11 protein-coding genes and 1 pseudogene are annotated in these 12,185 nt (G+C 70.8%); 5 read left to right on the top strand and 7 right to left on the bottom strand.

From position 1 onward, the window contains the following. Both AB0H32_RS42435 and AB0H32_RS42430 read right to left on the bottom strand, forming a co-directional pair. Positions 1 to 729: pseudogene (locus AB0H32_RS42435) on the bottom strand (non-ribosomal peptide synthetase); the annotation flags it as partial. A 13-nt stretch (positions 730 to 742) separates the two neighbouring features. Then, positions 743 to 3,331: a Pls/PosA family non-ribosomal peptide synthetase gene (locus tag AB0H32_RS42430; RefSeq protein WP_361133099.1), complete on the bottom strand. Its 2,589-nt coding sequence runs from the start codon at positions 3,329 to 3,331 to the stop codon at positions 743 to 745. Positions 3,332 to 3,672: 341 nt separating this feature from the next. Here AB0H32_RS42430 and AB0H32_RS42425 point away from each other — a divergent pair, with 341 nt between their 5' ends. Beyond that, positions 3,673 to 3,963: a DUF6400 family protein gene (locus AB0H32_RS42425; RefSeq protein ID WP_361133096.1), complete on the top strand. Its 291-nt coding sequence runs from the start codon at positions 3,673 to 3,675 to the stop codon at positions 3,961 to 3,963. Further along, positions 3,950 to 4,183 (top strand): hypothetical protein, encoded by a 234-nt coding sequence (locus AB0H32_RS42420; protein WP_361133093.1) that lies wholly within the window; start codon positions 3,950 to 3,952, stop codon positions 4,181 to 4,183. The genes AB0H32_RS42425 and AB0H32_RS42420 overlap by 14 nt, the downstream gene beginning before the upstream one ends. Before the next feature lie 146 nt (positions 4,184 to 4,329). Here the strand turns inward: AB0H32_RS42420 and AB0H32_RS42415 are convergent, their stop codons facing one another. The 4 genes from AB0H32_RS42415 to AB0H32_RS42400 form a co-directional block, all read right to left on the bottom strand. Then, entirely contained in the window at positions 4,330 to 5,133 is an 804-nt protein-coding gene (locus tag AB0H32_RS42415; protein ID WP_361133090.1) for a maleylpyruvate isomerase family mycothiol-dependent enzyme, read from the bottom strand. Between the two features lie 149 nt (positions 5,134 to 5,282). Further along, a complete protein-coding gene (locus AB0H32_RS42410; protein ID WP_361133087.1) occupies positions 5,283 to 5,861 on the bottom strand; it encodes a hypothetical protein in 579 nt (192 codons plus the stop codon). A 229-nt stretch (positions 5,862 to 6,090) separates the two neighbouring features. Continuing rightward, positions 6,091 to 7,164, bottom strand: a complete 1,074-nt coding sequence (locus AB0H32_RS42405) for an NAD(+)/NADH kinase (RefSeq protein WP_361133083.1) — start codon at positions 7,162 to 7,164, stop codon at positions 6,091 to 6,093. A 366-nt stretch (positions 7,165 to 7,530) separates the two neighbouring features. Continuing rightward, positions 7,531 to 7,770 (bottom strand): hypothetical protein, encoded by a 240-nt coding sequence (locus AB0H32_RS42400; RefSeq protein ID WP_361133105.1) that lies wholly within the window; start codon positions 7,768 to 7,770, stop codon positions 7,531 to 7,533. On the opposite strand from AB0H32_RS42400, the gene AB0H32_RS42395 reads away from it, so the two are divergent. Then, positions 7,697 to 8,116, top strand: coding sequence for a DUF4232 domain-containing protein (locus AB0H32_RS42395; protein ID WP_361133102.1), 420 nt, complete (start codon positions 7,697 to 7,699; stop codon positions 8,114 to 8,116). The two genes, AB0H32_RS42400 and AB0H32_RS42395, sit on opposite strands and share 74 nt — an antisense overlap. Positions 8,117 to 8,182: 66 nt before the next feature. On the opposite strand, the gene AB0H32_RS42390 is transcribed toward AB0H32_RS42395, so the two are convergent. Continuing rightward, positions 8,183 to 9,070 carry a serine hydrolase gene (locus AB0H32_RS42390; RefSeq protein ID WP_361133080.1) on the bottom strand — a complete coding sequence of 296 codons (888 nt, stop codon included), beginning with the start codon at positions 9,068 to 9,070 and terminating at the stop codon, positions 8,183 to 8,185. A 276-nt stretch (positions 9,071 to 9,346) separates the two neighbouring features. Between AB0H32_RS42390 and AB0H32_RS42385 the strand changes: the two genes are divergently transcribed. Then, entirely contained in the window at positions 9,347 to 10,798 is a 1,452-nt protein-coding gene (locus AB0H32_RS42385; RefSeq protein ID WP_361133076.1) for a cytosine permease, read from the top strand. A 264-nt stretch (positions 10,799 to 11,062) separates the two neighbouring features. Then, positions 11,063 to 12,034, top strand: a complete 972-nt coding sequence (locus AB0H32_RS42380) for an alpha/beta hydrolase (RefSeq protein WP_361133073.1) — start codon at positions 11,063 to 11,065, stop codon at positions 12,032 to 12,034. Positions 12,035 to 12,185 lie beyond the last annotated feature (151 nt).

The following is a 12,185-nucleotide window of genomic DNA, read 5'->3' as shown; positions in this document are numbered from 1 at the left end:
CAGTTCGTGCGCCCGTGCGTCCGGCAGCGAACGGCCTGGCCCGGCCAGCCCCTCCAACTGCTCGCGCACCTCGTCGGCCGACAGCAGGCTCTGCCCTGCGTGCTCGGCGTCCACGTCGGCCGTCAGCAGCCGAAGGGCCGTCAGGTGGTAGCCGGCGATCCGGGCCGCACCCGCAGCGTCCAGCACGTCCGTGCGGTGGCGCAGCCGCAGCCTGAGCCGGCCGTCCCGGTCGGACCAGCGCACGTCCAGAACACCCTCGTCGGCAGGGGCGTCCTCGGGCCCGCGGGGACCGAACACGATCTCGTACGGCGACTGCCCGGCGCCCAGTTCCCGGCGCAGTTCGTCCACCGGGAACTCCCGGTGCGCCAGCACGTCCGCCTCGGCGTGCCGGGCGATCGACACCAGCGAGCGCCAGGAGCCCGGGGGAACGGCCAGGCGGCACGGCAGCGGCTCGCCCCGCACCCCGGCGGCGTAACCCGTCACCACCTCCGGCTCACCGGACAACGCGGCCAGCACCTTGGCGTGTGCCGCCAGCAGCAGGGCGCTGACCGGTACTCCGAGCCGCCCCACCAGCCCGCGCACCGTCTCCGCCACGTCGTCCGGCACCGCTGCCTCGTGCTCGGCCGTTCCCGCAGCCGGGTCCCGGACCCACCGCGGCACCGTGGTGGTACCGCCGTCGGTCAGTACCCGGCTCCAGAACTCCCGGTCCGCTTCCACGCGCGTTCCCATCGCTTGGCCTTCCTCAACTCACGGTCGCGGCACTGGTGCCGGCCGAAGACGGTGACGTTGCCCGGCCGTTGCCCGAGGCCTGTTCGGCGGCGTCCGGCATGTCCACGGCCGGGTTGCCGCCCCACCGTGCGTACGGGGGGACTTCCTCGCCCTTCATGAGGAAGGAATCGGGCGCCAGCACGGCGCTCTCGCCCACCGTCACGCCGTAGTGCACGTGGGCGCCGACGCCCAGCGTGCAGCCGGCACCGAGCGTGGTGCAGTCGGACTTGAAGGTGCCGTCCTCCTGCGAGTGGCACTGGATCTTGCTCCCGGCGTTGAGGGTGCAGTCGTCGCCGATGGTGGCGAGCGACCGCTCCGTCAGATAGCAGCCGTCGTCGAAGACCCTGACGCCGATCCGCACGCCCAGCAGCCGCCAGACCACCGCCTTGAAGGGCGTTCCGTTGAAGATGTTGAGGTAGTGGTCCGGCACCTTCCACAGGCGCTCGTGCCACCAGAAGTAGGGGTCGTAGATGGAGCACAGCCGGGGCCGCAGCCGACGGAACGACGTGATGCACCGCTCCAGCAGCACGAAGTACAGGGTGCTGAAGGCCAGCGTGATGGCCAGGTACCCGGCGATCACCACCTGACCGACCACTCCGTAGAGATCCACGGACACGAGCCCGAACAGCGTGAGCGCAAAGGCGTGCAGCCACCGCACGAACAGCATGAGGACCATCGAGCGGATGTTGTAGTGGTTCTTCGCGGCGAGACGACGGCGGAAGGTGTCGCCGGCCCTGAGGTCGTCGAAGCGTGAGTCACGCTCCACCGACCTCGGAATCTCGAAGCACGGCGAACCGAGCAGCCCCACGTTCTCCCGGACCTCACCGTCGAGGGGCACCATCACCTTCGTCGCGAGCAGGCAGTTCGCCCCCGTTCTGCCGCCCGAGGGATAGGCGATGTTGTTGCCGAGGAAGTTGTGCGCCCCGATCGAGGCACGGGACAGCCGGAAGGACGTGCTGGAGAAGTCCGCGTTGAGGACGGAGAGTCCGTCGGCCACCATCGTTCCGCTGCCGACGGACACCAGCAGCGGGTTCTCGTGGTGCACTTCGGTACCGAAGTTCGACCCGGTCTGCTCGACCCGTGACAGGTCGTATCCGATGCCCCGGAGGTAGTGCACGATGTACGAACTGTCACCGAAGAGCCAGGCGAAGAACCTGATGTTCGTCATGCGGGCCGTCGCCCGGTGCACCGCGTAGCGGAATCCGTAGAGCGGATAGACCCGGTCCGGCTCGACGGCCAGACTCAGCAGCCGTGGAACGGTGCACAGGGCGACGAAACCCAGGACGAGGCACGCGACGAACAGTACGAGGGAGAGTTCCAGCGCGTCGGGGATCAGTGCCGTCCGCTTCAGGGGGGCCATCTGCGGATCGAGGCGCTGGCCGATCGCCGGTACCTCGGTGAACAGCATGTACATGCCGCCGACGGTGATCGGGATGTACAGGAAGAACAGCTGGAGCAGCGTGACGAGGCCGAACCAGGCCCGGCGCGGGGTGCCGCACCTGGCCGGCGCGATCCGCATGTAGTCGATGTCCGTGGGCAGTGCCGGGGAGCCGTGCCAGTGCGCGCCGTCCGGGACCGCCTGGCCGCGGTGCAGGGCCGAGGCATGGCCGAGCTGTGCGCCCTCGCCCATCGTCGTGTCGATGTCCAGGACGGTCTTCTCGCCGATGAACACGTCGCGGCCGAGGGTGATCCGGCCGGTCTGGATACGCCCGGAGTGGGCCCGGTAGCCGAGGAAGAACGAGTCCTTGCGGATGACCGTGCCGGCACCGATCGTGATCAGGTCGGTGCAGACCGGCACGGACGGGGAGAGGATCGTAACGCCCTTCCCGATCCGCGCGCCGAGCGCTCGCAGATACAGCACGTACAGCGGATTTCCGACGAACAGAATCATCGGATTCGCGTGGAGCAGTACCTTGACGAGCCAGAAACGCAGATATCTCGAGCCCCAGAGGGGAAACTCACCCGGTTTCCAACGGCCGATGAGAAGCCATTTGGCCGCCACCGGCAACGCGCACAGGGTGATGAAACCGATCCCTCCGAACAGGAGCGACCGCACATAGATGTCGGCCAGTCCCTTACCGGCGGCTATCCACGCGTATCCGCCGTCGGCGACAAATCCAGCGACCAGGGAATATCCCAAGAATGCCAGCAACTGGAATGTTCCGCAGAGCGCATGCTTCCGTCTGCTCGCACGTGTCACGGGAGCCGGCGGCTGCAGGGGTGCAGACGCCGCGGTGGTGGCCGGCGCATCGGCGGGAGCGGCCTGAACGAATGCGGCCGCCAGGCTGCGGATCGTGGGATGCCGGTAGATGTCCTTCATGGACGGGGACGGCAGATCCGGCCGCTTCCTCACCCGTGCGCAGAACTGGGCCATGACCAGGGAGTTGGCACCCAGGTCGGTGAAGAAATGACTGTCGACGGGAACGCGTTCCGCGCACACGACGTCAGCCAGCGCATCCGCGAGTTTTCTTTCCACGTCTGTTGCAGTGCCGGAGCCGTTTGGCCGGGTGACGGCGCCTTCGTCCGGCCCGGATATAGGGACCTCGGAGGACTGCTCCACCATTCGATCTCCTGGAGGACGTCTGGATCGCCGACGGGCGCCGGTGGCGGGTCTGGGGCCCTCGGGTGCAGAAGAAAAGCCCGCGGAACCATCGGAAGCTCGAGGCGCGTGCTCTTTTCTGATCACGAACCGCCTGCTTCAGTTTCGGTCCGCCACCGGGAGGCTGCCACTTCGGATCGATCGTCGGGCTGGCACGGAATGCCCGACGGCCCCGTTTTCCCTGGTTCCGCGCAGGACCGGGGCGCGATATCGATCACCCGAATGGCTGCCCCTCCGGCAGGGCCGCTGTGAGTTCTCCCACCTCCTCTTGCCCTGGCGGGTAAGGCGTACCTACGTTCGATGTCATGTCCTCCCATCACCCCACCCATCCTGACGAACCGGGCGAAAACCCCGCCGAGAGCGGGCCTGCGCCGGTGGAGTTCGCCATCGACCTGAGCGCCCACGAGATGCTCCGGCGGACTCATGCCCTGGCCGCCCTGGGGCCCGACTGGGACCCCGTCGCGGCCCTGCGCGGTGAGGAGGAGGCGTACGACCTGCTCTACTCCGGCCTCAGCGAGGAGCAGCAGCGGGTGTACGACGAGCTGGTCGCGGCCGGGGTGCTCCCGGCCCGCGGGGGTGGCGATGCTCCCGCTTGACCCGCAGGCCGACATCGGCCGCCGGGCCTGGGTGGCCTGTCCGAACTGCGACGACCGCCGCACGTGCACCGCGTGCCAGGAGGGGCGCACGTGCCACGGGCACTGGCGTTACCTGCTCTCCAACACCGGCAGCCTGCTCCACCTGCAGTGCCCGTCCTGCACCCACGTCTGGACCCACGAGACCCATTTCGGCGCCACTCGGTCCGACCCGCCGGCCTGAGGCGCCCGTCCGGCTCGTCGGCCCAGGGCGCCGGTCTGACGCGCCGGTCCGACGCGACGGCCTGACATGTCGGCGCGAGGTGCCCGCGCGGCGAAGGCGCGCGGCGTCGGCAGGAGTCGTCGGCGCAATGCGGCTCGTGCTGCGGCTCAGGGAGCCGTGAACAGGGTGGGGAAGCGGGGCGCCAGCCACGGTTTGGGGCCCCACGCGAGAACCTGCCCCTGGGCGATGGCACGCCAGGGATTCAGCCGGCCCAGAGCGATGAGCAGGAAGGCGACGGGTTCGAGGAGGATGGTGCAGTCGGTACGGTGCGCAGGCGTCCCCGCCGTCACCTGCACGGCGCCGTCGGCCAGGGACACGCCGAACGCCTCGCCCCCGCGCAGCCGGATCCGGTAGCGGGCCGTGAGACCGGCCGTGGCCGCGGAATCCGCGACGCGCGGCATGACCGAGAGCATGAACGGCATGCACAGGCCCACCCGTGCGCGGTCGACCATGTGCGGACGGTTCAGGGCGCGGGCGAGGTCGTATCCGTGGCCCAGCATGTGCGTGAGCAGGTAGGACGCGAGAACGGACCGCTGCATGGGACCCAGGGGCGTGTCCGGTACCGGGTCGTCGGCGCTCCCGCCGGCCGTGGGCCGTTCCAGGGCGTCCAGGAACGCCTCGGCCTGATCCGTGATCATCGCCGCCAGGGGCTCCGCCCGGCGCTCCCCGAAGGTGTCGAGGGACTGTGCGTTGGCCGCGGCCAGGCTCTGGGGTGTGCCGTCCCCGTAGGGGCGCTCGCGTCCGGCCGCCAGATCGGCCATCAGCTCGTTGGCCAGGGCCAGGTGGGCGGCCGCTTCGCCGAGGGTCCACTCCGATCCGGGCACTGCGAGCGCCGTGTCGGGCGCGGCCCGCACCAGCGCGGCGATCTCCTCGGCGGTCCCTCGGATCGCCTGTCCCAGCCCGTCGGGCAACGCCCCTGAACCGTCCTGTCGTACCGTCCCGTGCACGCCGTCTGATCCCCTCCCGCCCGGCACGCGTCACGCGCCCGTGGAGCCGGTACCCAATCAGACTCGAGGGGCGCGCGGCAAGCCCCCGCGCGCCCCCCGCCCGGTCCTGGCGGTCAGCGGCTGCCCGTCCAGGTGTGGGCCACGTCGATCACCAGATGGTCGGGCAGTTGGAGCACCCGGAACGGCAGGCGGGCGCGGACACCGAGACCGATCTGCGTCTCGCCCTCGAAGCTGCCGGCGAACCGGGTGTCCCTGAAGGCGCTGTAGCCGCTGAGGTGCACGCCGGGAAGGGATCGTCCGACCCGTCCCGGGTAGGTGGCCGCGCCGGTCGCCGGGTCGTAGCTCGGCGCGCCGACGTGGATGTCGAGCACGGCCCCGCCGCCGACCGGGATGTACCGGCCGCTGGCGGTCTGGTGGAGCCGGTCGACGTATCTGACGTAGTAGCCGATGTGGCCGCCACCACCGGGGACGTCGATCACCAACCGGTCGAAGCAGTCGTGTCGGCCGGTCCTGATGTTCTCCAGGGGTACGGCTCCGGCGGTCGCGCCACCCTTGGCGCCGCTGCCCCAGCCGGTCGGGCAGGCGGCGGCGTGCGTGGTGGCTGCCGGTGCGGCGCCCGCCGCCGTCGTCGCCGCGGCCCAGCCGGTCCCGGCGAGAACGAGTGCCGCTATCGCGGCTCCGATTCGTTGCATGATGTCCCCCTTGGTCGAGCCATCCTGTTATGGGATGAGACATACGGGTGTGAGGGAAGGTTGCACGCCCAGGGGGCCGGATTTCCGGGAAATCCGGCTGTCCTGCCGAGCGGCCACCCTCACGACCGGGACGCCCTCGTGCGGCGCTGCCCTCTCGGCCCGCACAGCAGCCGGTGCGTCGGGCTCACGGCAGCCGGCTTCGGACTCACGGCAGCCGGTGCTCCGGATCTCAGGGCCGCCGAGGCGGCTCGTCGGGAGTGGGAGGCAGGGCGAGGTGCGCGAGATCACCCGGCCGCGGTGTTGTCACCGGCCACAGCGGAGCGGCGGTCCCGTCGGCGAGCGCGGCCGGGGCGTCGGTGAGGTTCATGCGCTCCCGCAGGCGGCCGTAGAAGTCCATCGGGCCCAGGCGGACCGCCTTGAGCCTGCGGGGAGCGGCGTACACACCGATCCAGTCCCCGGGATCGAGCACCCCCCGGATCTGGCCGTCGATACTGACGGCGGCCTGGCCCGACCGTTCGAGCACGCGGAATGCGATCGGCTCGTCGGGGGCGGCCACGACCGACCGGTTGAACGTCATGTGCGGGGCGACCGGGGTGAAGACGAGGCCCTCGGCTCGGGGCGAGACGACCGGACCGCCGGCGGCGAAGCTGTACGCGGTCGAGCCCGTGGGCGTGGCCACCAGCAGCGCGTCGGCGGAGTAGGACGCGAGGAGCCGGCCGGCCAGGTAGACGCCGACCGACACCTGCCGGTCCCGGGCCAGCTTCTCCACGACCACGTCGTTCAGCGCGGTGACGTTGAGGGCGACGCCCCAGTCGTCACCGGTCTCGCAGTCCATGCGCACCCGGGGCGGCGGCAGGAGCGGGCCACGGCCGTACCGCACCAGCTCCTCCATGCGCTGGGGCACCTCCAGCCGACACGACGCCCGCAGGGTCAGGAGCATCCGGCTCTCGACGTTGATCCGCCCCTCCTGCACGGCGTCCAGCGCCGTGCGTACCGCAGGGGCGGGCACCTCGGTCAGGAACCCCACCCGCCCGAGGTCGACGCCGAGAACCATGACGTCGTTCTCGGCCGCCAGCCGGGCACCGCGCAGGAAGGTCCCGTCGCCGCCCAGGGTGACGATCAGGTCCGGATCGCCCGCGGCGTCCATCTCCTCCTTGGCGCTGTGCCGTGCACCGCTGCGCCACACGTCGATGTCGGTGCACCCCACGGCGCGCTCGGCGCACCACTCGCGCACGGCCGCCGCCGCAGTCACGGCCTCCGCCCGTCCGCTGTGCACGACCAGGCCGACACGGTTCACCGTCATACCCGACTCCCAGCAGGCTCGCCCAGGGGGCCATCCTCACCGCGAACCGGGCCGACCCCTCACACGCCACGCCGCCCGGCGCGGTCCCGGGGCCGCCACCCGGGGCGTTCGTGTCGATCCGGCCCGGTTCTCGTCACCACCGTGTCACAGGTGATCCACAGCGGAACCCCTGGTCCGGCGCCCCTGTCTCCCTCCCTGAACACCGGCCCGGAGCCGGTCGACCTATGCACTTCGGACATCGGGGGGACCCATGCAGCACCGCAACACCATCCGCGTCACCGCGTCGGCAGTGGCCGCGATAGCGGCCGCACTGTCGCTGTCGGCCTGCCAGTCGGACGGCGGTGACGGCGCGGCCGACAAGCCCTCTCAGGCCCCGACCACGGTGGCGTCCTCCCAGGCCGCCTCCTCTTCGACGAGCCCGGGTACCGCGGGCTCGCGGCCCTCCGGCGGCACCTCGACCGCCACGGGTGCCCCGGCCTCTCCCGTGTCCGCCACGTCGGCAGCCTCGGCCCCGGCGTGTGCGGCGTCGGCGGTGAAGGCGAGCGCGTACCAGGCCGCAGACCGTCCCGTCGGCACGGGCGTCGGAGCGGCGGTGGTGGAGTTCACCAACGTCTCCGGCCGCAGCTGTGTCCTGAACGGATTCCCGTCGGTGGCCGGCGCGGGCAACGGCTCGCCCGAGCACAACAGTCCGCTCACGGTGACGCGCAAGGGTGCCGCCTCGGCGGTGCGGGTCGCGCCCGGCGGCAAGGCATGGGTGAAGCTGACCTTCGTGCAGGTGCAGGGAGAAGGCGACGGCTACTGCGTGTCCGGCGCGAAGCCCGTCGTGTACCCGACGCTGGTGGTCGGTCTGCCCGGGGCGGGGGCGCATCAAGTCGCGCTGTCCGACGGCCTGTTCGCCGAGTGCGACAACAAGGTCACGGCGACCGCGGCCTCGGCGGTGAAGCCTTCCTGACGCGCCCGGCTCCAGGCTGCCCCTGCTCGACGCGGGGGGCGGCCCGGACGGCTCGGGAGCGGGCCCTCAGCGGGCCTTCGTGGTGGAGACGGCGGTCCGGGCCGCCCGTTCCACGAGCGCGACGCCGTCCTTCATCGACTTGTTGCCGTCCGAGAGCACCGCGACCAGGTAGTGGTGCCCGCCGCTCGTGACCCTGCCCACGCTGTTGACGTCCCACAGTCCGGTCGTGTTGCGCTGCAGCCAGCCGTTCTTCAGCGCCCATCCGGAACCGGCGGCCGCCGAGACGCCCCAGGACTGGTCGGCGGCGACCTTGCTCATCAGCGTGCGGATGTACGCCCGGGAGGCGTCGTCGAGCGCCGTCCCGGAGCCCGTCTTCGTGGCCGCCCCGGTGTCGAACACCGTGAGCAGCAGACGTATCTGATCGCTCGCGGTGGTCCGGGTCAGTCCCCATTTGGCGCCGGGGCCGCCCACGGTGGAGGTCAGCCCGAGCCGCTTGTTCGCCGCCTGCAGGCCCGGGGCGAGCCCGATGCGCCGCCACAGGGCGTTCGCCGCCGCGTTGTCGCTGTGCTCGATCATCTTCTCCGCCTGGGCGCGCTCCTGCACGGTCAGGCCGTGCCCGGAGTCCCGCGCCTGGAGCAGCCTTGCGGCGAGGATGTCGACCTTGATGATGCTCGCCGTGTCGTAGGGGGTGTCGCTGCCGTACAGCGCGGGCTCGCGGCCCGTGCCCGCCAGGTCGAGCACTGCGGCCGTCACACGGGCCTTCCCCCGCGCCTGCACCGAGGAGGAGAAGTCCGCCGTGGTGGAGCCGGACGCCCCCGATGCCGCGGCCGCCGGGGCAGGGTTGAGCGCTCCGGCCGCGAGCGGCGCCGCCACCGCGGCCGCGAGTGCGCCGGAGAGAGCAGTGCGCCTGCCCGGGATCCACGGGCGCGACAGGGTGCGGGTGCGGTTCGGCATGGTGAGGAGCCTCAGCAGGTCGGGGCAGGGAACACAGCACGGCGAACGTAAACAAAACGCCCGCCGAGCGAAGTGACCGCTGCCACGAGGAGGGCCCTTTCGTGCCTTTTGTGACGAGAACAACACCGTGACCGGTCCCGACGCGCTGTGACCGGCCGGGCTTCGGAGCGCCCCTTGGACGACTCCCGGTATGCGTCCGACGGCGCCGTTCCGGTGTCCGCCGCAGCCGCCGGGGAACAATGTGACCAGAGGGGCGCCCCGGCCCCAGGAGGCGGCATGAGCACATCAGCGGAGCCAAGAGTGTCCGGTCTTGAAGTCCGGTCGATCGACTACGTCCCCCTCAACGAGCGGCACGGCAAGCTCTGGCATCTGGGCCCCCTATGGTTCATGTCCAACGCCCAGATCGCGACCCTGGCCGTGGGGCTGATCAGCATCACTGAGGGCGGCAACCTCATCTGGTCGCTGCTGGCCATCGTCGCCGGAACCGTCATCGGCACCTTCTTCATGGCCTTCCACTCGGCCCAGGGACCCCAGCTGGGCCTGCCGCAGATGATCCAGTCGCGGCCCCAGTTCGGCTACGTCGGCGCCCTCCTGGTGTGGCTCTTCGCCTATGTGCAGTACGCGGGATTCAATGTCTTCAACAGCGTCCTCGCCGCCGACGCCCTGCACACCACACTGCACGGCAGCGTCAAGTTGTGGGTGGTCGTGGTCACCGCGGTCGCGCTGGTCATCGCGCTGGTCGGGTACGACATCATCCACAAGGCGGAACGGATCCTGACGTACACCTTCCTCGTCGTCTTCGGGATCTTCACCGTGGGCATCCTGGTCACCCTCCACTATCCGGCGGGCTCCTTCGACCTCGGTGCCTTCAAGTGGACGCCGTTCCTGGCCCAGTTCGGGGTCGTCGCCGGCTATCAGATCAGCTGGGCCATCTACGTCTCGGACTACTCGCGCTACCTCCCGCCGGACGTGACGGTCAGGAAGACCTTCTACTGGACGTACTTCGGCTCCGCACTCGGCGGAATCTGGCTGATGGTGCTGGGGGCCCTGCTGGCCGCGTGGGCCGGCAAGGACTTCGAGACGATCGCGTCGATCAACGCCGCGGGCGACAAGGTGTTCGACGGCTTCGGCGCGCTCGTGCTGCTCTTCGCCACCCTCGGGCTGGTGTCCGTCACCGCGCTGAACATGTACGGCGGTTCACTGACCCTCATCAGCGCCATCGACTCGTTCAAGCGGGTCCGGCCGACGCTGGGCGCACGCCTGCTGACCATCGGGCTGACCGCAGCGCTCTCCCTGGTGGGCGCGCTGGCCGCGACCTCCAACTTCCTTGCGAACTTCAACAACTTCCTGCTGCTGGTGCTCTACCTGTTCATCCCCTGGACCGCGGTGAACCTGATGGACTACTACGTCGTGCGCCGCGGGCACTACGCCGTCGCCGAGATCTTCAACCCGAATGGGATCTACGGGCGTTGGGGCTGGCACGGCATCATCTCGTACCTGGTCGGATTCGCCGTCATGGTCCCGTTCTTCTCCGTCGGGACCCTGTACGTCGGCCCTGTTGCCAAGGCGCTCGGCGGGGCCGACATCTCCCTGTTCATCGGGCTGCCGGTCGCCGCGGGGCTGTACTGGTGGCTGACGCGCTCGATCGACGTGGCGGCCGAGACCCGGGTGGCCGAGGCGGAGGCGGAGGCCCTGGAGCAGGCGGCACACGAGCACCGCGAACCCTGACCGGCCCGGCGCTGAGGCACCGTGCCCGTACACCCCGGGGCGTGCACGATCGGGCCGCCGCCGGGGTGAACCTGTCCCTCGCACCCACCAGGTGCGGTGCCGGCCGTATCCGTGCACTGTGGGTACACCGGCGCGCACGCGCGAAGGCCCCTTTCCTCCGCTCTGCGCAGGGACGGCGGCGAGCCGCGACGCCGGGAGTTCCCAGCAGGAAGTCCGGGTCGTGCGCCGGTCTTTCCGGCAGCCCGGGTCATGCGAGGAGATGCGATGTCCGACGCCGTAGCACCGGTCCAGCCGGTCCTGGAACCCGCCGCCACCGATCTCGCGCAGGCGACCGCGAAACCTCCGTACCTGTTCGACCTGCCCCCGGCGGAGGGCCGCAAGGCCCTCGACGAGCTGCAGTCCGGCGACATCGGGAAGCCGGCCGTCGACGAGGAGTGGATCACCGTCTCGGGCGGCCCCACGGGCAGCGTCCGGGCGCGGATCGTCAAGCCCGCCGGCGCCGTCGGCACCCTCCCGGCGATCCTGTACATCCACGGCGCCGGATGGGTCTTCGGCAACGCCCACACGCACGACCGCCTGGTGTGCGAAATCGCCGTAGGCGCCGACGCGGCGGTCGTCTTCCCCGAATACGACCTGTCGCCCGAAGCCCGCTATCCGGTCGCCATCGAGCAGAACTACACCGTCGCCCAATGGGTCGTGGAGCAGGGCGCCACCAAGGGCCTCGACGGCACGCGGCTCGCCGTTGCCGGCGACTCGGTCGGGGGCAACATGACGGCCGCCTTCACGCTGATGGCCAAGGAGCGCGGCGGCCCGGCGCTGGTCCAGCAGGTGTTGTTCTACCCGGTCACCGACGCGGACTTCGACACCGGCTCCTACCACCAGTTCGCCACCGGCTACTACCTGCGCCGTGACGGCATGCAGTGGTTCTGGAACCAGTACACGACCGACGAGGCCGACCGGGCCCGCATCACCGCCTCGCCGCTGCGCGCCACCACCGACCAGCTCAAGGGCCTGCCGCCCGCGCTCGTCATCACCGCTGAGGCCGATGTGCTGCGCGACGAGGGCGAGGCGTACGCGAACAAGCTGCGCGAGGCGGGCGTCGCCGTCACCGCCGTGCGCTTCCAGGGGATCATCCACGACTTCGTGATGCTCGACGCCCTGCGCGACACGCACGCCGCCCGGGCCGCCACCACCCTGGCCACCGGCACGCTGCGCGCGGCCCTGCACTCCGCCTGAGGGCGGGGGAGAACCGCCGGATCGAGGCGACCGCCATCCCTCGTGCTGCCGTCCCTCGCGCCGGCGTCCCTCGTGCTGCCAGTCCCTCACACCGTCGTCCTCGGCCATGGCGCGCCGCCGAGCGGTTTCGTATCTGGTTGGCCGAGACGGC

Origin of the sequence: Streptomyces sp. NPDC020362 (assembly GCF_040642095.1) — a bacterium.
In the GTDB taxonomy this organism is placed as follows: domain Bacteria; phylum Actinomycetota; class Actinomycetes; order Streptomycetales; family Streptomycetaceae; genus Streptomyces.
The sequence above is the reverse complement of the archived record's forward strand: the minus strand, read 5'-3'. Positions and strand labels throughout refer to the sequence as shown.

What these genes read in the sequence shown, in the direction of transcription:
- AB0H32_RS42430 (WP_361133099.1), bottom strand. Translation starts at nt 3,331, where the DNA reads ATGGTGGAGCAGTCCTCCGAGGTCCCTATATCCGGGCCGGACGAAGGC.
- AB0H32_RS42425 (WP_361133096.1), top strand. Translation starts at nt 3,673, where the DNA reads ATGTCCTCCCATCACCCCACCCATCCTGACGAACCGGGCGAAAACCCC.
- AB0H32_RS42420 (WP_361133093.1), top strand. Translation starts at nt 3,950, where the DNA reads ATGCTCCCGCTTGACCCGCAGGCCGACATCGGCCGCCGGGCCTGGGTG.
- AB0H32_RS42410 (WP_361133087.1), bottom strand. Translation starts at nt 5,861, where the DNA reads ATGCAACGAATCGGAGCCGCGATAGCGGCACTCGTTCTCGCCGGGACC.
- AB0H32_RS42405 (WP_361133083.1), bottom strand. Translation starts at nt 7,164, where the DNA reads ATGACGGTGAACCGTGTCGGCCTGGTCGTGCACAGCGGACGGGCGGAG.
- AB0H32_RS42390 (WP_361133080.1), bottom strand. Translation starts at nt 9,070, where the DNA reads ATGCCGAACCGCACCCGCACCCTGTCGCGCCCGTGGATCCCGGGCAGG.
- AB0H32_RS42385 (WP_361133076.1), top strand. Translation starts at nt 9,347, where the DNA reads ATGAGCACATCAGCGGAGCCAAGAGTGTCCGGTCTTGAAGTCCGGTCG.
- AB0H32_RS42380 (WP_361133073.1), top strand. Translation starts at nt 11,063, where the DNA reads ATGTCCGACGCCGTAGCACCGGTCCAGCCGGTCCTGGAACCCGCCGCC.